Genomic DNA, 26400 nt, shown 5'->3' on the forward strand with positions numbered 1-26400 from the left:
GTGGGGTAGCTTTCACCGCGCTGTGCGGGAAGTCACCGTCCCGGCGCCCCGGGGTCACCGGCAGGCGCGACACACCGTGTCACAGCCATTCCGAGGGCCGGGAAGCGGGGAGCGGGTTTGCGCGAGTTCACCAACCCTCCGTTGGCGTTGGCACCGCCCGTGGGCGGTCTGGCCGACACGGTCTTCGAGCACGCCCAGACGGACCCGGTGCGCGTCGCGCTGGGCCGCAAGGACGACGCGGGCCACTGGCGGGACGTGACGTCCGCCGAGTTCCGCGACGAGGTCATGGCCATCGCCAAGGGCCTGCTGGTGCGCGGTATCCGGTTCGGGGACCGCGTCGCGATCATGTCCCGTACGCGCTACGAGTGGACGCTGTTCGACTTCGCGCTGTGGACGATCGGCGCGCAGGTGGTGCCGGTGTATCCGACGTCCTCGGCGGAGCAGTGCTTCTGGATGCTGTACGACGCCGAGTGCACCGCTGCGATCGTGGAGCACGAGGACCACGCGATGACGATCGCCACGGTCATCGACCGGCTGCCCCGGCTGCGCCAGCTGTGGCAGCTGGACTCGGGCGCGGAGCAGGAGCTGTACACCGCGGGCGCGCACCTCGACGACGAGGTGGTGCACCGCCACCGGCAGGCGGTCACTCCCGACTCCATCGCGACGATCATCTACACCTCGGGCACCACGGGCCGCCCCAAGGGCTGCGTGATCTCGCACGGCAACTTCATGTACGAGGCCGACACCATGGTCGAGCGCTGGGAGCCGGTGTTCCACTCCAAGCGCGGCGACGAGGCGGCGACACTCCTGTTCCTGCCGCTCGCGCACGTCTTCGGGCGGATGGTGGAGGTCGCGGCGATCCGCGGCCGGGTGAAGTTCGGGCACCAGCCGCAGCTGCACGCGGCGGCGCTGCTGACGGACCTGCAGGCGTTCCGGCCGACGTTCATCCTGGCGGTGCCGTACATCTTCGAAAAGGTGTTCAACTCCGCGCGCCGCAAGGCGGAGAAGGAGGGCCGGTCGGGGCCGTTCGAGAAGGCCGTCGATGTCGCGGTGCGGTACGCGGACGCCGTGGAGTCGAAGGCGTGGGGCATCGGTCCCGGCCCGTCGGCGGGCCTGCGCATGCAGCACCAGCTGTTCGACAAGCTGGTGTACGCCAAGGTGCGGGCGGCGATGGGCGGCCGGATCCGGCACGCGATGTCGGGCGGCTCGGGCATGGACCGGCGGCTCGGGCTGTTCTTCGCCGGCGCGGGCGTGCACATCTACGAGGGCTACGGCCTGACGGAGTCGACGGCGGCGGCGACCGCGAACCCACCCGGACGCACCCGGTTCGGCACGGTCGGGCAGCCCATTCCGGGCGTCACCGTGCACATCGCGGACGACAACGAGGTCTTTCTGCAAGGCCCCAACGTCTTCCAGGGCTACCTCAACAACCCCAAGGCCACCGACCAGACGCTGTACGAGGGCTGGCTGGCCACCGGCGACCTGGGTGCCCTGGACGAGGACGGCTACCTGACGATCACCGGCCGCAAGAAGGAGATCCTGGTGACCTCCGGCGGCAAGAGCGTCTCGCCGGGGGTGCTGGAGGAGCGGGTGCGGGACCATCCGCTGGTCAACCAGTGCATCGTCGTCGGCAACGACCGCCCGTACATCGCGGCGCTCGTCACGCTCGACACCGAGGCCGTCGAGCACTGGCTGACGATGCGCGGCAAGCCGCAGCTCCCGCCCGCCGAGCTGGTGCGCGACCCCGACCTGGAGACGGAGGTGCGGCGCGCGGTGGTGGCCGCGAACACGCTGGTCTCGCAGACCGAGTCGATCCGGACGTTCCGCATCCTGGCGCAGCCGTTCACCGAGGAGCACGGGCTGCTGACGCCGTCTCTGAAGCTGAAGCGGAAGGCGATAGAGAACGCCTACGCCGGAGAGGTCGACGCGCTGTACCGGGCGTGAGCCCGACGGCCGGACCGTGCCCCGGCCGGGGCGGCGACCGAGCGGGGGCGGCGACCGGAATGGAGCGGTCAGGAATGCGGCACGGGCCGTGATCGTTGACGATGGCAGCACCATCTGACCGCAACCGAAGGATCAAGAGCTCGTGAGCAGCAAGGTCCCCCCGATCACCCTGAACAACGGCGTCGAGATGCCCCAGCTGGGCTACGGCGTGTGGCAGGTGCCGGAAGACGAGGCCGAGACGGCCGTCGCGGCGGCACTGGAGGCCGGGTACCGCAGCATCGACACAGCCGCGATCTACGGCAACGAGGAGGGCACCGGCAGGGCCGTCGCGGCCTCCGGCATCGCCCGCGAGGAGCTCTTCGTCACCACCAAGCTCTGGAACAGCGACCAGGGGTACGACGCGACACTGCGCGCCTTCGACACGTCCCTGGACAAGCTCGGCCTGGACTACCTGGACCTGTACCTCATCCACTGGCCACTGCCGTCCCGGGACCGGTACGTGGACACGTACAAGGCGTTCGAGAAGCTGCACGCCGACGGCCGGATCCGGGCGATCGGCGTGTCCAACTTCCTGCCGGAGCACCTGGATCGGCTGATCGGCGAGACGTCGGTGGTGCCGGCGGTGAACCAGATCGAGCTGCACCCGCACCTGCAGCAGCGCGCGAGCCGTGAGTACCACGCGCGGCAGGGCATCGCCACGGAGGCCTGGTCGCCGCTCGGTCAGGGCAAGGGCCTGCTGGAGGTCCCGGCGGTCGTCGCCATCGCGCAGAAGCACCACCGCACCCCGGCCCAGGTCGTCCTGCGCTGGCACCTTCAGCTCGGCAACGTCGTGATCCCGAAGTCGGTGACGCCGTCCCGCATCCGGGAGAACATCGCGGTGTTCGACTTCAGCCTGGACGACGAGGACCTCGCGGCCATCAGCGCGCTGAACGAGGACCGGCGGCTGGGCCCGGACCCGGCCGAGTTCGACATGGGCTGAGCCCCCTCGGCACGTGGCGCGCGTGGCCCCGGACCTGTCGTGGTCCGGGGCCGCCCGTGCGTTGCGGGGCCCGTCACACCGGCCGTACCCCCGTGTGGACCGTGTGGGCGGCCAGCAGGAAGACGTCGCGCCGGTGGTGGACGCTCGCCGGGTCGTCGGGGTCGAGGAGGCGGTCCAGGGTGGCGCGGTCGGCCTCGTCGAGTCCGTCGCCGAAGACGTCGCGCGTGCGGGTGAGCGTGGCGGCGACGTAGGCGCGGGCGCGGTCCGGGAGCGGGGCGGGAAGGTCCAGGAGGAAGCTGCGCGTGCGGGTGTGCTTCAGGCCGGCCGCGGTGAGCAGCGCCGGCCAGTCCTCGGTCTCGGCGACCGAGCCGGGCAGTCCGGCCCGCATGCCGGTGAACCGCTCCTCCTCCAGCACGTCGATGCGTGCCTGGAGTCCCGGGCGGCCGAGGCCGATGTCGCGCGGGAGGTAGCGCGGTGGCAGGCCGCCCTCCAGGACGGCGAGGGTGCCGCCGGGTGCGAGATGCCGGGTGAACGCGGTGAGCGCGGCGCGCTGGTCGCCGAGGTGGTGGATGCTGCGGCTCGCCCACAGCAGGTCGGCCGGATAGTCCAGTTCCGCGAGGACACCGGGCAGTTCGCCGTGCAGGGTGCCGAAGCGGTCGGCGCTGCCCTCGCGGGCGGCGCGCGCCCCGGCCCGCTCCAGGAGGGGTTCGCAGCCGTCGACGGCGACGACCCGGGCGGCGGGGAACGTCTCCGCGAACAGGCAGGCCAGTACGCCGGGGCCGCTGCCGGCGTCGACGATCAGGCCCGGTTCGGTCACCTCCTTTCCCAGCCAGGCGAGGGCCTTCTCGTACAGCGGCGTGAACAGTTCCGCCTGGGACTCCAGCAGCGGGGCCATGTCGGCCCAGTCGATGTCGGCGTGCGCGTGGTGGTCCGCGCCGTGGGCGTGACGGCCGTGCCGGTCGCTGTGCCCGTCGTGGTGGTCGTGCGCCATGGGGTCAGCCTCTCCTTCGGGTCTCGCCAGCGTGCGCCGACGCACCGCGGAAAGGCCACCGCTGTTGCCGCCACGGCAAAAAGGGGCCGCGTATGTGCGGTTTCCGGAAGGGGCCGGTGCGGCGGGTCCGCGCAGACCGGGCACCGGCGGGTCGCGGGGTCAGGACAGCGGCGGGTACGCGTTCTGCGCCCCACCCGTGCTCTTCCCGCGTCCCCGCGCCGCTCATCCCCCGGGGTTCCTGGTGAACGCGCGGAGCGTGAAGACGGGGTCCCGGCGGGGGCGGTCCGGATCGGGGAGGGCTGCCAGACGGGCGGCGTAGTCGTCGGCGCGCGGGTGGCCCGGGGGCAGCTTGACGAACCAGCCGCGCCGCAGGTCGGACATGGTGCGGCGCGGGTTGCGGCCCTGCCCGTGCCCCGGGAAACGGGCCCGCCCGGCGGGAGCGAGGCCGCACTCGGCGGCGTACGCCTCGACGTCCGCGGCGGCGTCGCGTGCCTGGCGGGGCGGGCGTGAGGACAGGACGGCGTCGATGTCGCTGCCGACGTCGTGGGCGGCGGCCTTGTCGACGGTGGTGACGTACACGCCGCCGGGCCGCAGCACGCGGGCGCATTCGTGGACGATGCACCGCACGTCGTCGGCGTGGTCGGCGAGATGCAGCAGCCATACGGTGCTGACGGCGTCGAATCGGCCGTCGGCGAAGGGCAGTCGGCGGCTGTCGGCGAGGACGACCGCGCCCGGCAGGCGGCCTGCGGCGCGGCGGGCCATCTCGGGGGTGAGGTCCGCGCCGGTCACACGCAGCGCGGGCCGCAGGGCCGCGATCCGGCGGGTCACGATGCCCGTGCCGCAGGCCACGTCGAGGAGGCGTCGGGCGCCCTGCGGCACGAGACCGAGGACGGCTTCGGCCGCCGCGGCGGCCCGGGGCTCCCCGCCGCGCGAGGCGTCGTAGCCCTCGGCTTCCCTCTCGTAGTCGAGCACGCGCCTCAGTGTGCCCCGTGGCCCGGGGCGAGGTCCTCCACCCTGCGGGCGAGTTCGACGTCCTTCTCGGTGACGGCGCCGCCCGCGCTGTGGGTGTGCACGGCGAGCGACACCGTGTTGTAGCCGAGGGTGAGGTCGGAGTGGTGGTCGAGCTCGTCCTGCACCTGCGCGATGTGAACGACCATGGCCGTCGCCGCGAAGTGCGTGCCGAGCCGGTAGGTGCGGCTGAGGCGGCCGTCGCCCTGGAGCGTCCAGCCCGGCAGCTCGCCGAGGCACTCCTCGATCTGCTCCTGCGACAGCGGTACGACGGACATGGCCGCGCTCCTTCCGTGGTGCGGGGATCTGGCCTCAGCCTGCCACACACCAGGGGGAGGAACCCTGGTGTACGGGGCCGGGTGCGGGGCGGGTCGGGGCGCCCGGTTCGAGACCCCCTCTGGGACGGGCGGGCGGGCCGTGTCACACTGCACGCGTATTTTTTCGGCGCGTAGGGGAGGCGTGGCGGTGAGTGAGCGGCGGCCCGCGCCCACCGTGGGCCAGGTGGTGCTCGGCAAGCGTCTGCAGGAACTGCGGGAGGCGGCCGGGCTCAGGCGCGAGGAGGCGGCCCGCGTCCTGCGGGTGACGGCCGCGACCGTGCGGCGGATGGAGACGGCCGAGGTCACGCTGAAGATCCCGTACGTGCAGGTGCTGCTGACGACGTACGGCGTGTCCGACGAAGAGGTCGCGGCGTTCGTCGCGCTGGCCGAGGAGGCGAACCGGCCGGGCTGGTGGCAGCGCTACCACGACGTGCTGCCGGACTGGTTCAGCCTGTACGTCAGCCTGGAGGGTGCCGCGCGGGTCATCCGCGGGTACGAACCGCACTTCGTGCCGGGGCTGTTGCAGACCGAGGCGTACGCGCGTGCCGTCCTGGAGGACGGCACGATCGGTCAGGGTCCGTCCGGTCCGGACCTGATCGACCGGCATGTGGCTCTGCGCATGGAGCGGCAGCGGCTGCTGCGGCGGCCGGATCCGCCGCACCTGTGGGTGGTCATGGACGAGACGGTGCTCAGACGCCCGGTGGGCGAGGACGGCTCGGTCATGCGGGAACAGGTGGACCGGCTGCTGGAGTTCGTCGAGGAGGACCGGGTGACGCTGCAGGTGGCCGAGTTCGCGAGCGGCCCTCATCCGGGGACGTACGCGCCGTTCACGCTGTTCCGGTTCGGGGAGCCGGAGCTGCCCGACATGGTCGTCTCGGAGTACCTGACCGGCGCGCTGTACCTGGACACCCGTGCGGAGGTGTCCGTGCACCTCGAAGTCCTGGATCACATGTCGACGCGCGCCGCGTCCAGGCAGGGCACCGCGGATGTCCTGCGGAAGTACCGCGAGATCTACTGAGCGGCGGCTCTCCCCACGCACCCCCGGGGTGCTGGAACACCGCGTCTGCTTCGTCTTCCCCACGGCCACGGCGACGCGACGGCGCGCGGCCCGCCGGGTGGACGGGCCGCGCGCCGCGGTGCGTGCGCCGGGTCAGGCGAGCTTGGCCGTCAGGGTGATCGGGACGGCCTTCAGGGCCTGGCTGACCGGGCAGTTGACCTTGGCCTGCTCGGCCGCGGCGAGGAACGCCTCCTCGTCCAGGCCCGGCACGGTGCCCTCCACGGTGAGGTGGATGCCCGTGATGCCCTCGCCCGGCTGGAAGGTGACGTCCGCCGAGGCGACGAGCTTGGTGACCGGGGTGCCGGCCTGGGCGAGAGCGTGCGAGAACGCCATCGAGAAGCAGCTGGAGTGTGCGGCGGCGATGAGCTCCTCCGGGCTGGTCCTCCCGTTCGGTTCCTCGCTGCGGGAGGCCCACGTCACCGGCTGCGCGTCGATGGCGCCGGAGGAGTCGAAGGTGACGACGCCGTTGCCCTCGAGCAGGCTGCCTTCCCAGACGGTGTGTGCGGAGCGCGTGGTGGCCACGATTAGTCCTTTCGCGTGTGAGCCCGTTTCCGGGTTCGTGATCCCCCATCCGATCACACTCGGGCGGGACGCACCTGGAAGACCGGTGCACGCGAGTGAAGCGCGAGCGGACTCCCGGCGCGACCGTCCGGCGTGACCCGGTACGGCCGCCGCACACGGCCCGGTGCGCGACTTCCGCACTGCTCGGTACGACGGTCTCACGCCGCGTTCTCCTCGCGTGCTCCCGGCAGTTGCGCCGCGTGGTCGCGGGCTTCGCGCAGCCAGCGGCGCAGGATGCGGTGCACCTGCTCGGCGCCCGTCGGGCCGCTCGCACGGTGCACGCCGTCCTCGCCGGCGGCGACCGGCGGGGACAGTGCGAGCGGCGACAACAGGAACGCCTTCTGCTGGGCACCTCCGAGGCCGCCGTGCGAGCCGATCTGCTCCTCGAACGCGAGGACTTCCCCGTCGGCCGGGTCGTGGAAGGAGTTGACCATGATGTCGGCGGTGTGCGGGAAGGTGTGCGTGCGCCGCACGGCGGCAGCGGCGCCGGGCCCGAAGCCGGCCAGCGGGCCTGACGCGTCGTCGAGTTCGGCCACCGGGACCTCCGCGCCGGACGCGCCGAGCACCACCCCGCCGTACCGTTCGCTGCGCACCAGCAGGAAGCCGATGCCGGGATGGTTGGCGAGCGTGGTGAGCAGCGCCGGGTGACGGGCCTCGATCTCCTCCTTGGTCATGCGGTGCGGCACGTCGGGGAAGGAGATCAGGCCGAGGTTGCCCGAGGCCAGCACGATCGGCTCGGAACGGCGCGACGGACGGTACTGCTCGCCGGCCTCCTCCACCGGGATGCGCAGCGCGGCGCGCACCGCCGCGCGGGCCTCCGCGCCACTGCGGGTGCGGCGCGCGTGGCGCGGCACGGGCAGCCCGCAGCCCGCCCTGACCAGGTCGCCCAGCGTGAGGCCGTAGCGGGCGCGGAACGTCTCTCCGGGGCTCTGTCCGTGGTCGGACAGCACGACGACGCGGTACGGGCGCGGCGCGTGCTCGGCGACCTTCTCGATCAGCGCCAGGGAACGGTCGAGGCGGCCGAGGACCTTCTCCGCGTCCCGGCTCATCGGCCCGGAGTGGTGCGCGACCTCGTCGTACGCCACGAGGTCGGCGTAGACGGCGGTGCGGCCGGCGAGCATGTCGCCCATCACCGCGGCGACCACGACGTCCCGTTCGACGACGGTCGCGAAGGCCCGGACGAAGGGGTAGAGGCCGCCGCGCGAGACGCGGGGGCGCTGTTTGCGGAGGCGGGCGCGGGTGGACTGGCCGATTTCCCGGCCGACCTCGGAGACGAACGACAGGGCGGTGCGGACGGCGTTGGCCGGGTCGGAGAAGTACGCGAAATAGCCCGCCCGGGACCGGGTCTGTCTGCGGCGCCGGGTCGCGATGGACAGCACGAGGGCCTGTTCGTCCGCGCCGCCGCCGAACAGGTTGCCGCGGCTGGCGCCGTCACCGGTGAGCAGGCCCGGGTGGCCCGCGTACCCGACGGCGCGGCGCTGGAGTTCGGCGGCACTGGTCGGCCGGTTGCAGACCATCACCTCGCGGGTGTCCTTCTCGTACCAGCGGAAGGCGGGAACGTCGTGGTTGCTGCCGTGCAGGATGCCGAGCTGGCTGGCGCCGGTCTGGCTGGACCAGTCGGTGCGCCAGGGGGTGAGCCGGTGGCTGGGGCCGCGGCCGGCGCCACCGTCCAGCCAGCGGGCGACGGTCGGCATCAGGCCCTTGCCGACGGCGTCCAGGAGCACGTCGTGGCCGACGCCGTCGAGTTGCAGGAAGACCGTGCCGTGCCCGGCGGCGCTGGGCGGGGGAGTTCTCCTGCGGCGGCGGTCGGCGAGCCGGTACAGCCGGCGCCGGTAGGCGTCGTCGTCGCGCACGGCGAGGGCACCGCCGGTGGCGGAGGCGACGGCGGACATCACGGCGGCCACGACGACCGCGGTCTCCGGGGCGGCGGCGCCCCGTTCGGCCGGGTTCAGGTCGAGGGCGACCAGCAGCAGGGCGCCGTTGAGGAAGAACACCAGCAGGCCCAGGATCCACGCCGGGACCAGGAGCAGCAGCCGCACCAGCAGCGGCCACACCAGCGCGGACAGCAGACCGAACGCGCCCGCGCCGAGCGCCGCCGTGACGGCGATCGTGGTGGCGCTGTCCCCGTCGGCCGACTGGAGCTGGAAGTCCGGCAGGATTCCCGCCAGTACGAGCATGGTGACCGTGGAGACCGCCCATACCGCGACGCTCCGCCCGATCTGGCTGGCGATCCGCCGCCACCGCCCCTCACGCACGCCACGCACACCTCATGTCCCCGGGCCCGTCCTCGGTGCGGGCCCCCGCCCACACTGTCACAACGCCGGGAAGGGCCGATGCGTCCCCGCGTGCCGCCCGCGAGCGGACGGAATGGAATGGAGCAGCCGGTGGTCAGCGGCCGTCGTAGCCCGCGGTCGGCATGGACAGGCGGCGGTGTACGCGTGCCTTCATCTCCGCGTCGTACGACGGCTCGGCGTGCTCCACGGTCGCCACCCGCACCCCGCGCCGCGCGCACTCGGCGGTGAACTCCTCCACGGAGGCGAGCGCGCTCTCCAGGACGCGGCGGCTGGGCGCGACGAACAGGTCGGCGCCGGGGCGGACGCCGTCCCACAGCGCGCCGTGGTCGGGGCGCAGGCCGCGCACGAGGAGTTCCCGGGTGACGACGTACCCCTGTTCGGCGGCCCAGCGGGCGCACATGGCGTACTGGCTGCGGGAGTCCACCAGGAACGGATCGGCGTCCAGTTCCTCCAGCGGTGTCAGGCTCGCGATCGCCGTCACGCGGACCGGTGCCGTGGCCGATCCGCCGGGGAAGCCCCGCAGTTGTCCCATGGCGTCCCCCTCACCTCCGATTTCGCCGCCGACCCTACTCCTGCCCGTAGGCTTCGGGGGAGGCGCGCGGAGGAGGCAAAGGAGTGCCGGTGGAGATCACCTGGTGGGGTCACGCCACCTGCACGGTCGAGGACTCGGACGTACGCGTCCTCACCGATCCCCTGTTCGCACGCCGGCTCGCTCATCTGCGCCGTCGGCGCGGTGGGCTGCCAGGTGCCGACGCGTGGCACGCGGACGTGGCGCTGGTGTCCCACCTGCACGCCGACCATCTGCACGTGCCCTCGCTCGCGCGGCTCGCGCCGGGCACGCGCCTGCTCGTGCCCCGGGGCGCACCCCGGGCGGTACCGGGGCTGCGCCGGCTCACACACCTGCGAATGACGGAGGTGGCGCCCGGCGATGTGACGCGGGTCGGCGACATCGTCGTACGGGCCGTGCCCGCGCGGCACGACGGGCGGCGGCTGCCGTTCGGGCCGCAGCGCGCCCCCGCGCTCGGGTTCGTCGTCGAGGGCGAGGCCAGGACGTATTTCGCCGGGGACACCGGGCTGTTCGACGCGATGGCGAAGGAAGTCGGGCCGGTCGACGTGGCGCTGCTGCCGGTCGGCGGCTGGGGGCCCTGCCTCGGTGAGGGGCATCTCGACGCGGGGCGGGCGGCGGAGGCGCTGGTCCGGCTGGCGCCGCGCAGCGCGGTGCCGGTGCACTACGGCACGTACTGGCCGATCGGCATGGACGCCGTGCGCCCCCACGAGTTCCACACGCCGGGTCAGGAGTTCGCGCGGCTGGCGGCGCTGCGGGCGCCCGAGGTGGCGGTGCACCGGCTGGAACACGGCGCGAGTGTGCGCCCCGGTGAGGCGCGGTGAGTCTGCCGGGCGCCTCGACGGTCCTGCTGGCGGCTGCCGCCACGCCGGTGCCGCTGGAGTCGACGCAGCGGGCGATCGGCTATCCGTCGTTGTTCCTGCTGGTCCTGATCGGGGCGCTGGTGCCGGTGGTGCCGACGGGCGCGCTGGTGAGTTCGGCGGCCGTGGTCGCCGTGCACCACGGGACGGCGTGGTTCTCGCTGGCGCTGGTGTTCGTGACGGCGTCGCTGGCGGCGTTCCTCGGCGATGTGGCGCTGTACTGGCTGGGGCGGCGCGGGATGGGCTCGAAGAACGGTTCGCGCTGGCTGGAGGCGATCCGGTCGCGGGCGCCCGAGGACCGGCTGGCGCGGGCGCAGGAGAAACTCGCCGGGCACGGGGTGGCGGTGCTGGTGCTGTCCCGGCTGATGCCGGCCGGCCGCATCCCGGTGATGCTGGCCTGCCTGATGGCGCGCTGGCCGCTCAGGCGGTTCGCGCGCGGCAACTTCCCGGCGTGCCTGGCGTGGACCGTGACGTACCAGCTGATCGGGATTCTCGGCGGTTCGCTGTTCCCGGAGCCGTGGGAGGGCGTGGCCGCCGCGGTCGCGCTGACCCTGCTGATCAGCGCGACCCCGGGCGTGTGGCGGCGGATGTCGGCGCGGTCGCGCTGAGGCGGCCGCGAGCGGAGGCGGTGCGGGCCGCCGTCGTGGGCGGGGCGGGGCGGTGCGGGCGGGCCGTCGAGGTCGTGGGCGGGGGCGGTGCGGGCGGGGCGTCCCCGTCGAGGTCGTGGGCGGGGGCGGTGCGGCTGAGGTCGCGGGCGAGAGCGGGGCAGCCGGCACCGTGGGCGAGAGCAATGCGGCCGTGGGCGGGGGCGGGGAGGCCGAGGGGCGGGAGTTGCGGGCTGGGCGCTGGGTGCCGAGGGGCGGGATGGGGGAGCGGGGACGCGTCAGCCGTGGCCGTGGCCGGGGGGCGGAAGTTGCGGGCTGGGCACTGGGCGCCGAGGCGCGGGAAGGGGGAGCGGGGACGCGTCAGCCGTGGCGGGGGCGCTCCGTGCGCCGGGTGTGCTCCAGGACGCGGGACGCGCCCACCGGCAGGTCCCACAGATCCTCTCTGGGCAGGCCCGCCTTCTCCCAGGCGGCACGCACCCGCGTGAGGGGCTCCAGGACCGGCTCGGCGGACAGGACGAACGTCCCCCAGTGCATGGGCGCCATACGGCGTGCGCCGAGGTCCTGGCAGGCCCGGACCGCCTCCTCCGGATCGCAGTGCACGTCGCTGAGCCACCAGCGCGGGTCGTACGCACCGATGGGCAGCAGCGCGAGGTCGATGCCCGGATGGCGCCGGCCGATGCGGGAGAACCAGTGGCCGTACCCGGTGTCCCCGGCGAAGTAGACGCGCTGCCCGTCGGACGCGGTGAGCACCCAGCCGCCCCACAAGGAACGGCAGGTGTCGGTGAGGGTGCGCTTGGACCAGTGGTGGGCGGGGACGAAGTCGAAGCGCACTCCGTCCAGTTCGGCCGCCTCCCACCAGTCCAGCTCGGTGACGCGGGTGAAGCGGCGCCGCTCGAACCAGCGGCCCAGCCCGGCCGGCACGAACACCGGGGTGTCGCGCGGGAGCCGGCGCAGCGTGGGCGCGTCCAGGTGGTCGTAGTGGTTGTGGCTGATGACGACCGCGTCCACGCGCGGCAGGGCGCTCCAGGCGACGCCGACGGGGGTGATGCGGGCCGGCGTGCCGAGGATGCGGCGGGACCAGACCGGGTCGGTGAGGACGGTGAGCCCGCCGACGCGCAGCACCCAGCTGGCGTGCCCCGCCCAGGTCACGGCGACGGTGCGGGCGTCCACGCGGGGCAGCGGGCCCGGTTCGTAGGGCAGGCGCGGGATGTCGGCGAGGCCTGCGCGGCCGGGTCGTACGGCGCCCTCCCGGGCGAAGCGCGCGACCGCTTTCAGGCCGGGCAGCGGCGCGGTGAGCCGGTCGTGGAAGGTACGGGGCCACACGCGCCGCTCCCCCGGCGGCCGGGGCTCGGCGAGCGGCGGGTCCGCGGGCGGGGGGTCCGCGCGCGGGGGTGGGGACGGAGGCGCGACGGGTCCCGGAGCTGTGGTGGACGCCGGGGGCGTGGGGGACGCCGGATGTGGGGTGGACGCCGGTGCCGTCGGCAGGCCGGACCTTCGGGCGCTCGTGCTCGTGGTGGTCGACTCGGACTGCTGCGTCATCGGGGAGACTCCCATCGCTGAGCGTCGGCGCGGAGATCGTCGAAGACCGCCTTCAGACGGATCATCGCGCGTTCCAGGTGCGGCAGTTGGAACGGTTCAGCCGTTCTGAGGCAGTTCTCGAGTTCGGCGTCGGAGCCGCCGAGCAGCGGACCCGTCGACAGGCGCACGCGCAGCGCCCCCAGATCGTCGCCGAAACGGTGCCCGCCGGGCGCGGGCGTGCCGAGCCGCACCGCGAGGAAGTCCTCGAGTTCCTGCGCGTCGCCGACGCCCCGCGCGGACAGCGCGGCGCGCAGGGGGGTCAGGTCGGCGTACACGTGCCGGCCGGCCTGCGGGGGCCTGGCCACGGCGCCCGCGCCTACGACGGTGGCGTGCACGGCGGCGGCCACCCGCGCGTGCAGGCGTACGGCGCCGGCCACCCGCGCGGTGACCGGCCCGGGCTCGCCCAGCGCGTAGACAGCGGCCGCGGCGACCGGGGCGGCGACGCGGGCGCCGAGCGCGGTGAGTACGTCGAGCACACGCGCGTGCAGGCCGTCCCCGCCCTCGCCCGCGGGGAAACGGGCTACCGCGGCCGGCCAGCCCGGCGGCAGCAGCGCGCCCGCCAGGTCGGTGACGACGGTGACCTGCTCGGGCAGCATCTCGGCGGGGCTGAACAGCACGGTGTCGCGCGGCGCGTGCAGGGTGTCGCGCCAGGTCTCGTCGCTGACCAGATGCAGACCCTCGCCGGTGGCCGCCTCCAGCGTCTCGTGCAGCACCTCGGGCGGTGCGACGGTGGCGGTGGGGTCGTCGGCGACGGACAGCACCAGCAGCCGCGGGTCGCCGCCCTCCTCACGCACCCGGCGAACGGTTTCCAGCAGCGCGTACGGGTCGGGGAGGCCGCCGCACTCGGCCGGTGTCGGCACGTGGAAGACGGGCCGCCCCAGCAGCCGCGCGTACGGCGCCCACCACGCGGCGCAGGGGCGCGGCACCAGTACGTCGCCGCCGATGGCGGCGGTCAGGGCGAGCAGCAGGGCGGGCGAGCCGGGGGCTGCGGCCACCTGCCCGGGGTCGGCGGCCAGGCCGCGCCGCGCCCAGTAGCCGCAGGCCGCCTCCCGCAGGGCCGCTCCCCCGCCGGCCGGCTCCGCCTCGGCGCGGTGCGCGGCGGCGGCCAGCACCTCGGCGGCCTCGGGCAGCACCGGCAGCCCGTCGTCGGGCAACGGCGGCCCGAAGCGGACGGGGCCATGGCCTTCGAGGGCCGTCCGCGACATCCGTACCTCCGGGTGGGGGTGTGGGTGGGTGGGAGGCATCCGCGCGGGTGCGGGTGCCATCCGCGCGGGTGCGGTGAGTGGACGGGTGCCGGTGGTGGACGGATGGGTGCGCCGCGGGGCCGGCGCCGACGGGGCGGTGGCGGGGCCGGGTGAGCGGGTCCGAGTTGGGTCCGGCGGGGGGCGTGCTGCGTTCGGCGGGCCGACGGCGGGCCCGTCGGCGGGGCGTAGGGTTCGGTTCGTGCCGGCGGTCGCCGGTCGCCGGTCGTGGTGCGTCGGGGGTCGGGGTCAGGGGTCAGGGGTCGTATCTGCGCAAGCCGGGTACCCACGAGGACCCGGTCCCATGGGCCCGCCCGCGTGATTCCGCCGACGGCGAAGTGACACCGGCCCGAGCGCCTTGGTCGGGAGGCACGCCGGGAGGCGTCGGATACGGAGGCACCGGAGTCTTCGGAGGCATCGGGATCAGGCTCGCCCCACCCCGGCCCGCCGGGCCGCGGGTCACCGGTGCATGAGCCGGTCCTCGACCGCCGACCGCCATACCCCGGCTGCCGATCACCGGTCCTCCAGCGATCACCGGTCCTCCAACTGCCCGCCACCGGTCCTCGGCCCTCAGTCACCAGCCGTCGGCTGTCGGCCGGCCCGGTGCGGCAGCCCCGTCACGCCTCCGTGACCGGCCGCTTGCGCCGCAGTCGGTACGCCGCGCCGCCCAGCGCCGCCGCGAAGCAGACGCCGCCGACGGCCAGGACCGGGACGGAGTCCGTGAAGGTGCCGCCCTGGCCGGCCCGTACGCCACCGGGGATCACGGCGTCGCCGCAGGAGTCCGCACGCTCAGGTGGGCACGGGTGCTGCCCGCCGGGCGGCGCGGTGGGGGTGCCGCCGCCGGGCGTCACGGTGAACGCGGCACTCCATGGCTCGCCCTCGGTCCCTCGGGGTGCCGGACAGGTGCCGTCGACGGTCCACTCGGAGTCCGGGCCGGCCCCGGCGTCCAGGTCGGCGGCCGGCGCGATACGGGCGCTGCCGCGGTAGGCGGGCCCGGCGCCGTGGTCTTCGCCGGGGACGCGGCGCAGTTCGGCGACACCGTCCACGAAGGCGTCGGAGGTCGCTTCGATGGTCTTGGGCGCGGGTTCCTTGACGGGGCCGCAGGAGACGGAGACCGTGACACTGCCGCCCGGGTGGACGGTCGCGGGACTGACCTCCGCGGCCGGGTGCGCGCCCCGGTCCGTGCCCTGATCCGGGGGCGTACTCGCGGCGGGGTCCGCATCCGGGTCCGTGTCCTGATCCCGGGCCGTACTCGCGGCCGGGTCCGTGTCCTGATCCAGACCCGCACTCGCGGCCGGGTCCGCATCCGGGTCCGTACCCCGATCCAGACCCGTACTCGCGGCGAGGTCCGCATCCGGATCCGTACCCCGATCCAGACCCGTACTCGCGGCCCGGTCCGCGTCCGAGTCCGTGTCCGGATGCCGGGCCGTACTCGCGGCGGGGTTCACGCCCGGGTCCGTGTCCGGGTCCGCCCGGACGACCGCGGTGGGGCCGCCGAGGGCGACGCCGGCCAGGACGGCGACGGACAGGGCGCGAGCGGTGCGGCGCATGGGGCGGGCTCCTTCGAGCGACGGCTGCGGGCGGGCGACTGCTGCGGGGCGCGGTGGTCGCGCCTGTCGCTGCCATCACAGCCCGCCGGGCGCGTCGCCGCGCGCCGCCTGACCCATTGGCGGGACGGGCGCACCCGGGCGGGTGACGCCGCGTGCTCAGCGAGGACGTACTCCCGGGAACGCACCCGAACGGGTGACGCGCCGCATGCGCCCGCGGCCCCCGCCGGGAGGCGCCGCAGGGGGCGGCACCGCAGAGGAGGCACCCCGAGCCGCCGCTACTGCCCCGCGTCCCGCAGCACCTGCTCCCGCACCCGTCCGCAGCAGCGGCTGATCAGGCGGGAGACGTGCATCTGCGAGATGCCCAGCTGCTCGGCGATCCGGCTCTGGGTCATGTCGTCGAAGAACCGCATGTAGAGGATGGCCCGCTCGCGTTCCGGCAGGGCGGCCAGGCGCGGCTTGACGGCCTCGCGGTCGACGACGGTGTCCAGTGCCGGATCGGGCGCGCCGAGGGCGTCGCTGAGGCTGTAGCCGTCCTCGCTGCCGGGCAGTTCGGCGTCCAGGGACAGCGCGGTGAAGCTCTCCAGCGCCTCGAGGCCCACCTTGACGTCCTCTTCGCTGAGGTTGGCGTGCTCGGCGATCTCCGCGACGGTGGGGCGGCGCCCGGAGAGGTTCGCGGACAGGTCCTGGAGCGCGAACCTGACGCGGTTGCGCACGTCCTGCACCCGGCGCGGTACGTGCAGGGTCCACATGTGGTCGCGGAAGTGCCGCTTGATCTCACCGGTGATGGTCGGCACCGCGTAGCTCTCGAAGGCGTGGCCGCGGTCGGGGTCGTACCGGTCGACGGCCTTGACCAGGCCGAGGGCGGCGACCTGGCGCAGGTCGTCCATGCTCTCGCCGCGGCTGCGGAAGCGGCCGGCGAGACGTTCGGCCATGGGCAGCCAGGCCTCCACGATGCGGTCCTTGAGGGCGTCGCGCTCGGGTCCGGCGGGGAGCGTGGCGAGCGTGCGGAAGTCGTCGGCGGTGTCGGGGGCGTCGTCGTACGGGTGCCTCGCGCTGGCTCGGGTCGACATGGTGCCTCTCAACTCCCTTGCGGGTGCTATGAGTTGGACGGGCGGTCACCGCGGGAGCCGGGCTCAGCGACGTGCCGGACGGTATGACCGGACGGGCGCGCCGGGGCGGGCGAGAGCCGCTCCCACGGGGCGTGCCTCCTGTCCGAAGCACTGTGACCTTCGCCTGCCCGCGCGCCTTCGGCGCAAACACGGGCGCAGGTTTTCCGGCGGCGCACACGGTCACTCGGTGACGCGTGAAGCCGTAGATCCGTAGTCGTTTTCGTAGATCCGTGACCATCTCCGTAGAGCCGTAGCCGTGGCTCAGAGCCGTGGATTCGTGGAGCCGTGGGTTCGTACAGCCGTGGATTCGTGGAGCCATGGATGCGTGGAGTCACTGCCCGCGTCTCCGACCACGCCCGCGTTCCGTCCGGGAGGATCCCCATGAGCAGCACCAAGGTCTCCGACCATGTCCTGCAGCGCCTGCGCGAGTGGGGGGTGGAGCACGTGTTCGGCTATCCGGGTGACGGCATCAACGGCCTGCTCGCCGCCTGGGGCCGGGCCGACAACCGGCCGCGGTTCGTGCAGTCGCGGCACGAGGAGATGTCCGCGTTCCAGGCGGTCGGGTACGCGAAGTTCAGCGGGCGGCTCGGGGTGTGCGCGGCGACGTCGGGCCCCGGCGCGATCCACCTCCTCAACGGCCTCTACGACGCGAAACTGGACCATGTGCCGGTGCTGGCGATCGTGGGCCAGACGCACCGCTCGGCGATGGGCGGCTCGTACCAGCAGGAGGTGGACCTGCACGCGCTGTACAAGGACGTCGCCTCCGACTTCGTGGAGACGGTCACGGTCCCGGAGCAACTGCCGAACGTTCTGGACAGGGCCATCCGGACGGCGTACGGGCGCCGCTGCCCGACCGCGGTCATCATCCCCGGTGACGTGCAGGAACTGGACTACTCGCCGCCCACGCACGAGTTCAAGATGGTGCCCTCCAGCCTGGACAGCAGCGGCTGGACGTCGGTGCCGTCGGACGAGTCGGTGCGGCGGGCGGCCGAGGTGCTCAACGCCGGGGACAAGGTGGCGATCCTGGTCGGGCAGGGCGCGGCCGGGGCGCGGACCGAGGTGGAGACGCTCGCCGGCCTGCTGGGCGCGGGCGTCGCCAAGGCACTGCTCGGCAAGGACGCGCTGAGCGACGAACTGCCGTACGTGACCGGCTCGATCGGTCTGCTGGGCACGCGTCCGTCCTACGAGCTGATGCGGGACTGCGACACGCTGCTGACGATCGGCTCGTCGTTCCCGTACTCGCAGTTCCTGCCGGAGTTCGGCAAGGCGCGCGGGGTGCAGATCGACATCGACCCGCACATGGTGGGGATGCGCTACCCGTACGAGGTGAATCTGGTCGGCGACGCGAGGGAGACGCTGCAGCGGCTGATCCCGTTGATCGAGTCGGGGCGTGGGCGGGAGTGGTTCGACACGGTGTGCGCGAACGTGACGCGCTGGCGTGACGTCATGGCGCGGCGCGCGGACCTGTCGGCTGACCCGGTGAATCCGGAGTACGTGGCACGTGCCCTGGACCCGCTGCTGCCGTCCGACGCGATCGTCACCTCGGACTCGGGCTCGGTGGCGAACTGGTACGCGCGGCACCTGACCATGCGTGGCCGGATGCGCGGTTCGCTGTCGGGGACGCTCGCGACGATGGGCTGCGGGGTGCCGTACGCCATCGGCGCGAAGTTCGCTCACCCGGACCGGCCGGTGATCGCGCTGGTCGGGGACGGCGCGATGCAGATGAACGGCCTGGCGGAGATGGTCACGGCGGCGAAGTACCGGGACCTGTGGGAGGACCCGAGGCTGGTGGTGGCCGTGTGGAACAACCACGATCTCAACCAGGTCACCTGGGAGATGCGGGCCATGGAGGGCGCCCCGTCCTTCGTGCCGTCGCAGGAGCTGCCCGACGTGCAGTACGCGGCGTTCGCCCGCTCGCTCGGCCTGACGGGCGTACGCGTGGAGAAGCCGGAGGACGTGGAGGCGGGCTGGCGGGCCGGTCTGGAGGCCGACGGTCCCGCCGTGATCGAGTTCCTGACCGACCTGGCCGTGCCGCCCGTCCCGCCGCACGCCACGTGGGAGCAGATGGAGGCGACGGCCGCCTCGATCCTGAAGGGCGACGCGGACCGCGGCGCGATGGTCAGGCAGGGACTCAAGGCGAAGGTGCAGGAGTTCCTGCCGCACCGGGAGAAGTGACGGGCCCCGCGACGCGGGGCGCGGCACGGGGGGAAGCTGTGCGGGGCGCGGCGCGGGAGGCAGCGCGGGGCGCGGAGGACCGCGCGTGGGCAGGTTCGGGCCCGGGCCTGGCGTGGGCGCGGGGCGCGGAGGACCGCGCGTGGGCAGGTTCGGGCCCAGGCCTGGCGTGGGCGTGGGCGTGGGCGTGGGCGTCGGGCAGGAGTAATTCCTCGTACCGGCCGAGTGCCAGGACCACACCGAGCATCAGAAACGGGATCAACACAGCGAGGATCGCCATGGTCCGTCCTTCCCCGAGGGTTCGGGCGCGGGGGGCCTCGGGCGGGTCTCCCGCCCCGAATGCCGCAAACCCCCCGCACCCGTACTGACGTCCGAGTTGCGGCTGTTTCGCTCGGGGGCGGGTCGGGCTGTGTCGGCTCCCCCGGTTCGGGTACGCGGTGCACGCCCCCGAACGTCTGGAGGGAGACATGCAGCGAGGCAGCGACCGGTTGAGCCGCCACCGCGACGACGAGATGAAGCACGAACTGCAGGGTTTGCTGAGGTCCGGGCACCCCACGCGCACCGAGGAGTGGCACGACCCCGAGCCGGCCGCGGAGGACGATCCGGAGGTGACGGCCGGGCCCGTGACCCCGAGCCGCGCGCCGAGCTCCCTGGAGTCGGTCCGGCTGGAGCTGGCCCGGCACCTGAACCGCGGGGCCTTCCCCGCGCACCCGCCCGCGCTGAGCCGCGCCCTGCGCGACGGCCATGCCCAGGACGCGCTGGTCGAGCAGGTGGCACGGTTGCCGCGCACCGAGCGCTACGGCACCGTCCAGCAGCTCGCCGAAGCGCTCACGGGCGGCGGCCGACGGGACCGGCCGTAGGGAACGGACCGGCCCGGGAGGACGGGGGTGCCGCCCCCGTACGACACCCCCGCCCACCGCGCTCAACGGCGCTCGACCGCGACACACGCCTACGCGCACGCGTGAGACACACGCCTACGCGCACGCGAGAAGGGCTTTCGAGAAGTGATGGCTGAGTTCGTGAGGGACGTGATGACGCCGGGCGTGGTCGCCGTCCGCCCGGACGCGTCCGTCGTGGAGGCGGCGCAGCTGATGCGCACGCAGAACATCGGCGACGTGGTGGTGGCCGACGGCCAGGAGGTCGTGGGGATGCTCACCGACCGTGACATCACGGTACGGGCCGTCGCGGCCGGGGCCGACCCGCAGACGGTGAGCGCCCGCGCCGTGTGCACGCCCGATCCGCTGCTCGTCGCGCCGGACGACCCGGTGCCGGCGGCGGTCGCGCTGATGCGGAAGCACGCGGTACGGCGGCTGCCGGTGGTGGAGGACGGGCTGCCCGTCGGCATGGTCAGCCTCGGCGACCTGGCCGAGAGCGAGGACCCCGGTTCGGCACTGGCCGACATCAGCCGGGCCGAGCCGGACGCCGGGGCCACCCCGCACGCCGGGGCCGAGCCCGGCGCACGGGGTGGTCCGTGAGCCGGGGCCGGGCGAGGGAGATCCGTACGGCTGCGAGCGCGCACCCCCGTCACACTGCTCGCCGAGCCGGCATCCGGTGGCACTGCCGTACGGGCGGGGATGCGTCGCCTCGTGCCGCCTCCGGACCGACCGGCGGCGCCGCAAGCCGGCCCGCGCACACACGCACACCCGCACACCCGCACACCCGCACACCCGCACGCCACGAAGGCACACGGCACAGGGCACGTGGCACAGGGCACATGGCACACGCACGAAGGCACACGGCACGAGAGGAAGTTGAACCATCATGCGTATCGCGTTTCTGACCGCACCCGAGGGCGTCGAGCAGGTCGAACTCACCGATCCGTGGCAGGCGGCCGTGGACGCGGGACACAAGCCCGTGCTGGTGTCGACGCAGTCCGGGGAGGTACAGGCGTTCCACCACCTCGACAAGGCGGACACGTTTCCCGTGCACGAGGTCGTCGGCGAGACGTCCGCCGACTCCTACGGCGGGCTGGTCCTGCCGGGCGGCGTCGCCAACCCGGACTTCCTGCGCATGGACGACACGGCCGTGGCGTTCGTGCGGGACTTCTTCGAGCAGGGCCGCCCGGTCGCCGCGATCTGCCACGCGCCGTGGACCCTCGTCGAGGCGGACGTCGTACGCGGCCGGGTGCTGACCTCCTGGCCGAGCCTCCGGACCGACATCCGCAACGCGGGCGGCACCTGGATCGACGAGCAGGTGACGGTGTGCGACCACGGGCCGAACAAACTGGTCACCAGCCGCAAGCCGGACGACCTGAAGGCGTTCTGCGAGACGTACCCGGACGTGTTCGCCGGGGAGGCGGGCTGACCCGCTCCTCCAGCACGCCGGGCGACCGGGGAGACGGGCTGACCCGGTCCTCCGGCACGCCGGCCGCCGGGCGCGCGTTCGGGCGCGCGTTCGGGCGCGCGTTCGGGCGAGGGGCGCGTGCGGGCGAAGGGCGCGTGGGGCCGAGGGGGGCGTGCGGGCGGCGGGCGGGGCTCCGGGGAAACTCGGGTCCCCGCCCGCGTGCGTGAGGCCGCCGGGGTCAGGCGCCGGACGTCCGTTCCCTGGCGCCCTCGCGGGTGCGGCCCGCCGCGACGGGGCGTTCCGGATGGCGGCGCAGGTACTCGCCCTCCAGTCGCGCCATGCGGTCGTTGTGGGCCCGCAGCGCGTCGTTCGAGCCGTACAGCAGCGTGTCGTGGCGCGTGCGGTGAATGGTCTCGAGCTCCTTCATCAGCTGCTGTTCGTCCAGCCGCCCCGGGTCGACTCCGGTCATGGTGCTGCCCCGCTCGTTGTCCGGCTCGTTGTGCCGCTCGTCGTGTTCGTCCATGCGGTCCGGGTACCCGCCGGGGAGCAGTGAGCACCGAGCACCGACGTCCTGAGCACCACCCCCGAGCGGCATCCGGGAGGGAACCATGGATCTCGCGTTTCTGCATCCACTCTACGAACAGCCCGGCCCGTGGGCCTCGGTCTACGTCGACACCTCCCGGCACACGGAGGACACCCCCCACGAGCGGGAACTGACCGCCCGGGCGATGGCCCGGGACCTCTCGGAACAGGGCGCCGACGACGCGACCTGCCGGGCCGTGCAGAGCGCGATCGAGGATCTGCGGCATTCTTCCGAACCGCACGGACGGGCCGTGTTCGCCCGCGCCGGCGAGGTCGTCCTCGATCCGCGGCTGGCCCGCGCCCCGCAGCGCGACTGGGCGAAGTGGGCACCCCTGCCGCGGGTCACACCGCTGCTGGAGCTGGCGGGCGAGGACCCCGTCTGTGTCGTGGCCTACGTCGACCGCAAGGGCGCCGACTTCGAGCTGCGCAGCGCGCTGGGCAGCGAGGGCGCGGGCGGCGTCACCGGGCGGCAGTGGCCCGTGCACCGCACCAGCACCGTGGACTGGTCCGAGCGGCACTTCCAGCTGCGGGTGGAGAACACCTGGGAGCACAATGCCGCCGAGATCGCCGACGCGCTCGCCGTGTGCCAGGAGGAGACCGGCGCCGACCTGCTGATTCTCGTCGGTGACGACCGGGAGCGGCGGTCGGTGCACGAGCGGTTGCCGCAGCGGCTGCACGACCTGGTCGTCGAAGCGCCGCACGGCACCGGCAGCAGGCTGCTCGACGACGACGTCGAGCAGGCCCGCGCGGAGCACGTACGACTGCGCGCCGCCGCCGAAATGGAGCGTTTCCTCGCCTCGCGCACCCCGGACGCCGAGGGGCGTGCCGGGGCGGTGGAGGGCGTGCCGGCGCTGGTCGAGGCGGCCCGTGAGCACCGGATCGACGAGCTGCTCGTGCGGCCCGACGGGCCCGACGCGCACCGTGAGGTGTGGATCGGTGCGGAGCCGGACCAGCTGGCGGTGCGCCGGACCGAGCTGAAGACCCTCGGTGAGCAGCACTCCTGGCCGGCCCGGGCCGACGACGCGCTGATCCGCTCGGCCGTCGCCACGGACGCCGCCGCGCTGTGCGTCACGGCCGCGCCGGCGACGGAGCAGGAGGCGCCGGTGGGCGGCCTGGGGGCGCTGCTGCGCTGGTCCTGACGGCCCCCCGGCGGGCCCGCCCGGCCCGCCAGAAACGCCCAGGTCCCGCGCGACCCGTCGGCCAGGGGGCGGTCAGCGGGCGCGCTCCACGCGGCGTTCGTCCCACACCGGGTCCGGGGTCTCCCGGACCCGGCCGTCGCTGCCGAAGACGAGGTGGCGGTCGAAGGCGCGGGCGAACCAGCGGTCGTGCGTGACCGCGAGGACCGTGCCGTCGAACGCCTCCAGGCCCTCCTGGAGCGCCTCCGCCGATTCCAGGTCGAGGTTGTCCGTCGGCTCGTCCAGCAGCAGGGCCGTCGCGCCCGCCAGCTCCAGCAGCAGGATCTGGAACCGGGCCTGCTGGCCCCCGGACAGCCGTTCGAACGTTTGCTCGGCCTGGCCCGTCAGCTCGTAGCGGCGCAGCCGGGACATGGCGGCGCCCCGGTCCTGGGAGTGCTCGCTCCAGAGGATGTCGAGGAGGGTGCGGCCCCGGAGTTCGGGGTGGGCGTGGGTCTGCGCGAAGTGGCCGGGGACCACGCGCGCGCCGAGCTTCCACCGGCCGGTGTGCGCGACGTCCTCGCCGGCCAGCAGACGCAGGAAGTGCGACTTGCCGGAGCCGTTGGAGCCGAGTACGGCGACGCGTTCGCCGTAGTAGACCTCCAGGTCGAACGGTTTCATCAGGCCGGTGAGCTCCAGGCCCTCGCAGGTGAGGGCGCGTACACCGGTGCGGCCTCCCTTGAGCCGCATCCGGATGTCCTGTTCGCGCGGCGGCTCCGGCGGCGGCCCCACCTCCTCGAACTTGCGCAGGCGGGTCTGCGCCGCCTGGTAGCGCGAGGACATCTCGTGGCTCACGGAGGCGGCCTGACGGAGATTCAGGACGAGCTTCTTCAGCTGGGCGTGCTTCTCGTCCCAGCGGCGGCGCAGTTCCTCGAAGCGGGCGAAGCGTTCGCGGCGGGCGTCGTGGTACGTGGCGAAACCGGCGCCGTGCACCCAGGCGTCGGCACCGGCGGGGCCGGGTTCGAGGGAGACGATGCGCCGGGCGGCGCGGGCGAGGAGTTCCCGGTCGTGGGAGACGAAGAGGACGGTCTTGCGGGTCTCGTGGAGCCGCTCCTCCAGCCAGCGTTTGCCGGGGACGTCGAGGTAGTTGTCCGGCTCGTCGAGGAGGAGCACCTCGTCGGTGCCGCGCAGCAGCGCCTCGAGCACGAGCCGCTTCTGCTCACCGCCGGAGAGCGTGCGGACCTGGCGCCACTGCGCCTTGTCGTACGGGATGCCGAGGGCGGCGGTGGTGCACATGTCCCAGACGGTCTCCGCCTCGTAGCCCTGGGCCTCGGCCCAGTCGGAAAGGGCCTGCGCGTAGCGCATCTGGGCGGCCTCGTCGTCGACGGTCATGATGCCGTGCTCGGCGGCGTCGACGGCGCGGGCCGCCGCACGGATGCGGGGCGGGGCGACGGAGACGAGGAGGTCACGGACGGTGGTCTCGTCCCGTACGGAGCCGACGAACTGCCGCATCACGCCGAGGCCGCCGCTGACGGTGACGGAGCCGCCGTGCGGTTTCAGCTCCCCGGCGAGCAGCCGGAGCAGGGTCGTCTTGCCGGCGCCGTTGGGCCCGACGAGCGCCACGACGGCGCCTTCCCCCACCCGGAAGGACACGTCGCCGAGCAGCGCCCTCCCGTCGGGAAGGAAGTACTCCAGATGCGCGGCTTCGAGATGACCCATGGGCCCGATTCTGTGGGGCACGGGGGCCGGGGGGCAATCCGATTCCCCCGCCCCCGGTGCGGGCAGTCGTGCCGCCGGGCGACGCGGGCCGCCCGGCCGGGCGGTCGGCGAGAGCGGGAGGAGGGGGCGCGGTCGGCGTCCCGTACCCGCCGGGCCGTGTGACCCGCACCGCGATCACCCGGCTCCGGGCAGCGGCGCGGCGCTTCTACCCCCGCCCCGCGGACGCCGCGCAGGAAATCGGTATCGCCGGGTACAAGCTCTCCATGACCCCGGACGTCGACCTCACCGCCCCGAAACCCGGACGCCGCCTCTCCGCCCTGCGGGACAGCGTCCTCGCCCTGGACTGCCGCCTGTTCGAGGTCGCGGCGGCCCTGCACTGGCCCGGCGCCGAGCGGGTGCTCCCCCGGCTGAGCCGCAGCGCCAACCACGGGGTGCTCTGGTTCGCCGTGGCCGGCGCGGTCGCCGCGACGCGCACCCCCCGGGCCCGCCGTGCCGCGGCCCGCGGGCTCGTCTCCCTGGCTCTGGCGTCCCTGACGGTCAACACGCTCGGCAAGCGCACCGTGCGCCGCCCGCGCCCCCTGCTGGACGCGGTCCCGGTGGTCCGGCAGCTGAAGCGGCAGCCGATCACCACGTCGTTCCCGTCGGGTCACGCCGCGTCGGCCGCCGCCTTCGCGACCGGTGTCGCCCTGGAGTCCCCGGCGTGGGGCGCGGCGGTCGGCCCGGTGGCCGCGTCGGTCGCCCTGTCCCGTGTCTACACCGGTGTGCACTTCCCCAGCGACGTCCTCGCCGGTGCCGCCCTCGGCGCGGGTGCCGCGTTCGCCGTACGGGCGCTGGTGCCGACGCGCGCCCAGCTGACCCCGCCGGCCCGCCCCCGCGCCGACGCGCCCGCGCTGCCGGAGGGCGCCGGGCTGGTACTCGTCGCGAACACCGCCGCGGGCAGTGCCGAACGGGTCCGCGCGCTGCGGGACGCCCTGCCGCGCGCCGAGATCGTCGAGTGCGAGGCGGCGGACGTACGGACCGAGCTGGAGAAGGCCGTCACCCGTGCCGTGGTCCTGGGGGTGTGCGGGGGCGACGGCACGGTCAACGCCGCCGCCGGGATCGCCCTGCGGCACGGCGTCCCCCTCGCGGTACTGCCCGGCGGCACCCTCAACCACTTCGCGTACGACCTCGGTGTCGAGGACGCCCGCGACCTGGCCCCCGCGCTGCTGCGCGGTGACGCCGTGCGGGTCGACGTCGCCCGGTTCACGTGCGGCGACAAGCGGGGCGTCTTCGTGAACACGTGCAGCCTGGGCGTCTACCCCGAGCTGGTCCAGGAGCGGGACCGCTGGTCGCGCCGCATCGGCAGCTGGCCCGCCGGCATGCTCGCCGCGTGGCGGGTGCTGCGCGGCGGGCGGCACCCGCTGGAGGTGGAGGTGAAGGGCCGCCACCGGCCGCTGTGGCTGCTGTTCGCCGGGAACGGCACCTATCACCGTATGGGTCTCGCCCCCGGGCGCCGTCTCGACATGGCGGACGGGCAGCTGGACGTGCGGGTGGTGCACGGCGGCAGCAAGCCCGCCGCCCGGCTGCTCGCCGCCGCCCTGGCCGGCCCTCTGACCCGCTCCCCCGCGCACGCCGCCGTGCAGGTGGGCCGGCTGCGCCTGGACGGCCTCGCTCCCGGCACGCTCCTCGCCTACGACGGGGAGGTCACCGAGGTCGAGGGGAGCGTGACGCTGGAGAAACTGCCGGAGGCGCTCGTCGTCTACCGGCCTCTGCACGGTGCCCGATGACACCTCACGGGTCCATGTACTGATACGACCGTCTCATGATGCGGTGCGCGGATCTATCGTGGGGTCACCTCGGCGGGAGGCCGGCCGGGCTGCCGCGCGCCGGCCGC

General features: G+C 74.2%; 23 protein-coding genes. 11 read left to right on the forward strand and 12 right to left on the reverse strand.

What is annotated here, in order from left to right:
- Positions 1-117 precede the first annotated feature (117 nt).
- Both ABZ354_RS00265 and ABZ354_RS00270 read left to right on the forward strand, forming a co-directional pair.
- Entirely contained in the window at positions 118-1944 is a 1827-nt protein-coding gene (locus ABZ354_RS00265; protein WP_358651299.1) for a long-chain fatty acid--CoA ligase, read from the forward strand.
- 142 nt (positions 1945-2086) lie between these two features.
- The gene (locus tag ABZ354_RS00270) at positions 2087-2923 is read left to right on the forward strand and encodes an aldo/keto reductase (protein WP_358651301.1); all 837 of its coding nucleotides are present in this window, start codon (positions 2087-2089) and stop codon (positions 2921-2923) included.
- Between the two features lie 73 nt (positions 2924-2996).
- Here the strand turns inward: ABZ354_RS00270 and ABZ354_RS00275 are convergent, their stop codons facing one another.
- From ABZ354_RS00275 to ABZ354_RS00285, 3 genes are all read right to left on the reverse strand, one after another.
- Positions 2997-3914, reverse strand: coding sequence for a class I SAM-dependent methyltransferase (locus ABZ354_RS00275; protein WP_358651303.1), 918 nt, complete (start codon positions 3912-3914; stop codon positions 2997-2999).
- A 222-nt stretch (positions 3915-4136) separates the two neighbouring features.
- Positions 4137-4886 carry a class I SAM-dependent methyltransferase gene (locus ABZ354_RS00280; RefSeq protein ID WP_358651305.1) on the reverse strand — a complete coding sequence of 250 codons (750 nt, stop codon included), beginning with the start codon at positions 4884-4886 and terminating at the stop codon, positions 4137-4139.
- Positions 4887-4891: 5 nt separating this feature from the next.
- Positions 4892-5200, reverse strand: a complete 309-nt coding sequence (locus ABZ354_RS00285) for a 4a-hydroxytetrahydrobiopterin dehydratase (protein ID WP_358651307.1) — start codon at positions 5198-5200, stop codon at positions 4892-4894.
- A gap of 187 nt (positions 5201-5387) precedes the next feature.
- On the opposite strand from ABZ354_RS00285, the gene ABZ354_RS00290 reads away from it, so the two are divergent.
- Positions 5388-6257, forward strand: coding sequence for a helix-turn-helix transcriptional regulator (locus ABZ354_RS00290; RefSeq protein WP_358651309.1), 870 nt, complete (start codon positions 5388-5390; stop codon positions 6255-6257).
- A 132-nt stretch (positions 6258-6389) separates the two neighbouring features.
- Here the strand turns inward: ABZ354_RS00290 and ABZ354_RS00295 are convergent, their stop codons facing one another.
- The 3 genes from ABZ354_RS00295 to ABZ354_RS00305 all read right to left on the reverse strand — a co-directional run bounded on the left by ABZ354_RS00295 (position 6390) and on the right by ABZ354_RS00305 (position 9683).
- Positions 6390-6818 (reverse strand): OsmC family protein, encoded by a 429-nt coding sequence (locus ABZ354_RS00295; protein WP_358651311.1) that lies wholly within the window; start codon positions 6816-6818, stop codon positions 6390-6392.
- A gap of 197 nt (positions 6819-7015) precedes the next feature.
- Positions 7016-9121 (reverse strand): phage holin family protein, encoded by a 2106-nt coding sequence (locus ABZ354_RS00300; RefSeq protein WP_358651313.1) that lies wholly within the window; start codon positions 9119-9121, stop codon positions 7016-7018.
- A 124-nt stretch (positions 9122-9245) separates the two neighbouring features.
- Positions 9246-9683, reverse strand: coding sequence for a hypothetical protein (locus ABZ354_RS00305; protein WP_358651315.1), 438 nt, complete (start codon positions 9681-9683; stop codon positions 9246-9248).
- A gap of 83 nt (positions 9684-9766) precedes the next feature.
- Between ABZ354_RS00305 and ABZ354_RS00310 the strand changes: the two genes are divergently transcribed.
- Together ABZ354_RS00310 and ABZ354_RS00315 are read left to right on the forward strand one after the other, a co-directional pair.
- Positions 9767-10540, forward strand: coding sequence for an MBL fold metallo-hydrolase (locus tag ABZ354_RS00310; protein WP_358651317.1), 774 nt, complete (start codon positions 9767-9769; stop codon positions 10538-10540).
- Complete coding sequence (locus ABZ354_RS00315; RefSeq protein WP_358651319.1) at positions 10537-11184, forward strand: VTT domain-containing protein; 648 nt, start codon at positions 10537-10539, stop codon at positions 11182-11184. Before ABZ354_RS00310 ends, ABZ354_RS00315 begins: the two co-directional genes overlap by 4 nt.
- Positions 11185-11541: 357 nt before the next feature.
- Here ABZ354_RS00315 and ABZ354_RS00320 read toward each other — a convergent pair whose 3' ends face one another.
- The 4 genes from ABZ354_RS00320 to ABZ354_RS00335 form a co-directional block, all read right to left on the reverse strand.
- A complete protein-coding gene (locus ABZ354_RS00320) occupies positions 11542-12720 on the reverse strand; it encodes an MBL fold metallo-hydrolase (RefSeq protein ID WP_358651321.1) in 1179 nt (392 codons plus the stop codon).
- Positions 12717-13964, reverse strand: coding sequence for an aminotransferase class I/II-fold pyridoxal phosphate-dependent enzyme (locus ABZ354_RS00325; protein WP_358651323.1), 1248 nt, complete (start codon positions 13962-13964; stop codon positions 12717-12719). The genes ABZ354_RS00320 and ABZ354_RS00325 overlap by 4 nt, the downstream gene beginning before the upstream one ends.
- Positions 13965-14617: 653 nt before the next feature.
- Complete coding sequence (locus ABZ354_RS00330; protein ID WP_358651325.1) at positions 14618-15550, reverse strand: hypothetical protein; 933 nt, start codon at positions 15548-15550, stop codon at positions 14618-14620.
- Between the two features lie 275 nt (positions 15551-15825).
- Complete coding sequence (locus ABZ354_RS00335; RefSeq protein WP_358651327.1) at positions 15826-16620, reverse strand: RNA polymerase sigma factor SigF; 795 nt, start codon at positions 16618-16620, stop codon at positions 15826-15828.
- A gap of 420 nt (positions 16621-17040) precedes the next feature.
- Between ABZ354_RS00335 and ABZ354_RS00340 the strand changes: the two genes are divergently transcribed.
- From ABZ354_RS00340 to ABZ354_RS00355, 4 genes are all read left to right on the forward strand, one after another.
- Positions 17041-18834 (forward strand): thiamine pyrophosphate-requiring protein, encoded by a 1794-nt coding sequence (locus ABZ354_RS00340; protein ID WP_358651329.1) that lies wholly within the window; start codon positions 17041-17043, stop codon positions 18832-18834.
- A gap of 464 nt (positions 18835-19298) precedes the next feature.
- A complete protein-coding gene (locus ABZ354_RS00345; RefSeq protein WP_358651331.1) occupies positions 19299-19691 on the forward strand; it encodes a DUF2795 domain-containing protein in 393 nt (130 codons plus the stop codon).
- Positions 19692-19838: 147 nt separating this feature from the next.
- A complete protein-coding gene (locus ABZ354_RS00350; RefSeq protein WP_358651333.1) occupies positions 19839-20306 on the forward strand; it encodes a CBS domain-containing protein in 468 nt (155 codons plus the stop codon).
- A gap of 286 nt (positions 20307-20592) precedes the next feature.
- Positions 20593-21135 (forward strand): type 1 glutamine amidotransferase domain-containing protein, encoded by a 543-nt coding sequence (locus ABZ354_RS00355; protein ID WP_358651335.1) that lies wholly within the window; start codon positions 20593-20595, stop codon positions 21133-21135.
- A gap of 217 nt (positions 21136-21352) precedes the next feature.
- On the opposite strand, the gene ABZ354_RS00360 is transcribed toward ABZ354_RS00355, so the two are convergent.
- Entirely contained in the window at positions 21353-21637 is a 285-nt protein-coding gene (locus tag ABZ354_RS00360; RefSeq protein ID WP_358651337.1) for a DUF6158 family protein, read from the reverse strand.
- An 85-nt stretch (positions 21638-21722) separates the two neighbouring features.
- Between ABZ354_RS00360 and ABZ354_RS00365 the strand changes: the two genes are divergently transcribed.
- Complete coding sequence (locus ABZ354_RS00365; protein WP_358651339.1) at positions 21723-22835, forward strand: Vms1/Ankzf1 family peptidyl-tRNA hydrolase; 1113 nt, start codon at positions 21723-21725, stop codon at positions 22833-22835.
- Positions 22836-22907: 72 nt separating this feature from the next.
- Here ABZ354_RS00365 and ABZ354_RS00370 read toward each other — a convergent pair whose 3' ends face one another.
- The gene (locus tag ABZ354_RS00370) at positions 22908-24527 is read right to left on the reverse strand and encodes an ATP-binding cassette domain-containing protein (protein WP_358651341.1); all 1620 of its coding nucleotides are present in this window, start codon (positions 24525-24527) and stop codon (positions 22908-22910) included.
- A gap of 263 nt (positions 24528-24790) precedes the next feature.
- Here ABZ354_RS00370 and ABZ354_RS00375 point away from each other — a divergent pair, with 263 nt between their 5' ends.
- Complete coding sequence (locus ABZ354_RS00375) at positions 24791-26293, forward strand: phosphatase PAP2 family protein (RefSeq protein WP_358652191.1); 1503 nt, start codon at positions 24791-24793, stop codon at positions 26291-26293.
- The last annotated feature ends 107 nt before the right edge of the window (positions 26294-26400 follow it).

The organism is Streptomyces sp. NPDC005925 (genome assembly GCF_040638805.1).
Taxonomy (GTDB): Bacteria; Actinomycetota; Actinomycetes; order Streptomycetales; family Streptomycetaceae; genus Streptomyces.

Bases quoted from the DNA above. Each gene is read 5' to 3' on its own strand.
- ABZ354_RS00305 (WP_358651315.1), bottom strand. From the start codon at position 9,683: ATGGGACAACTGCGGGGCTTCCCCGGCGGATCGGCCACGGCACCGGTC.
- ABZ354_RS00325 (WP_358651323.1), bottom strand. From the start codon at position 13,964: ATGTCGCGGACGGCCCTCGAAGGCCATGGCCCCGTCCGCTTCGGGCCG.
- ABZ354_RS00350 (WP_358651333.1), top strand. From the start codon at position 19,839: ATGGCTGAGTTCGTGAGGGACGTGATGACGCCGGGCGTGGTCGCCGTC.
- ABZ354_RS00355 (WP_358651335.1), top strand. From the start codon at position 20,593: ATGCGTATCGCGTTTCTGACCGCACCCGAGGGCGTCGAGCAGGTCGAA.
- ABZ354_RS00370 (WP_358651341.1), bottom strand. From the start codon at position 24,527: ATGGGTCATCTCGAAGCCGCGCATCTGGAGTACTTCCTTCCCGACGGG.
- ABZ354_RS00335 (WP_358651327.1), bottom strand. From the start codon at position 16,620: ATGTCGACCCGAGCCAGCGCGAGGCACCCGTACGACGACGCCCCCGAC.
- ABZ354_RS00365 (WP_358651339.1), top strand. From the start codon at position 21,723: ATGGATCTCGCGTTTCTGCATCCACTCTACGAACAGCCCGGCCCGTGG.
- ABZ354_RS00275 (WP_358651303.1), bottom strand. From the start codon at position 3,914: ATGGCGCACGACCACCACGACGGGCACAGCGACCGGCACGGCCGTCAC.
- ABZ354_RS00330 (WP_358651325.1), bottom strand. From the start codon at position 15,550: ATGCGCCGCACCGCTCGCGCCCTGTCCGTCGCCGTCCTGGCCGGCGTC.
- ABZ354_RS00360 (WP_358651337.1), bottom strand. From the start codon at position 21,637: ATGGACGAACACGACGAGCGGCACAACGAGCCGGACAACGAGCGGGGC.
- ABZ354_RS00320 (WP_358651321.1), bottom strand. From the start codon at position 12,720: ATGACGCAGCAGTCCGAGTCGACCACCACGAGCACGAGCGCCCGAAGG.
- ABZ354_RS00340 (WP_358651329.1), top strand. From the start codon at position 17,041: ATGAGCAGCACCAAGGTCTCCGACCATGTCCTGCAGCGCCTGCGCGAG.
- ABZ354_RS00345 (WP_358651331.1), top strand. From the start codon at position 19,299: ATGCAGCGAGGCAGCGACCGGTTGAGCCGCCACCGCGACGACGAGATG.
- ABZ354_RS00285 (WP_358651307.1), bottom strand. From the start codon at position 5,200: ATGTCCGTCGTACCGCTGTCGCAGGAGCAGATCGAGGAGTGCCTCGGC.
- ABZ354_RS00375 (WP_358652191.1), top strand. From the start codon at position 24,791: ATGACCCCGGACGTCGACCTCACCGCCCCGAAACCCGGACGCCGCCTC.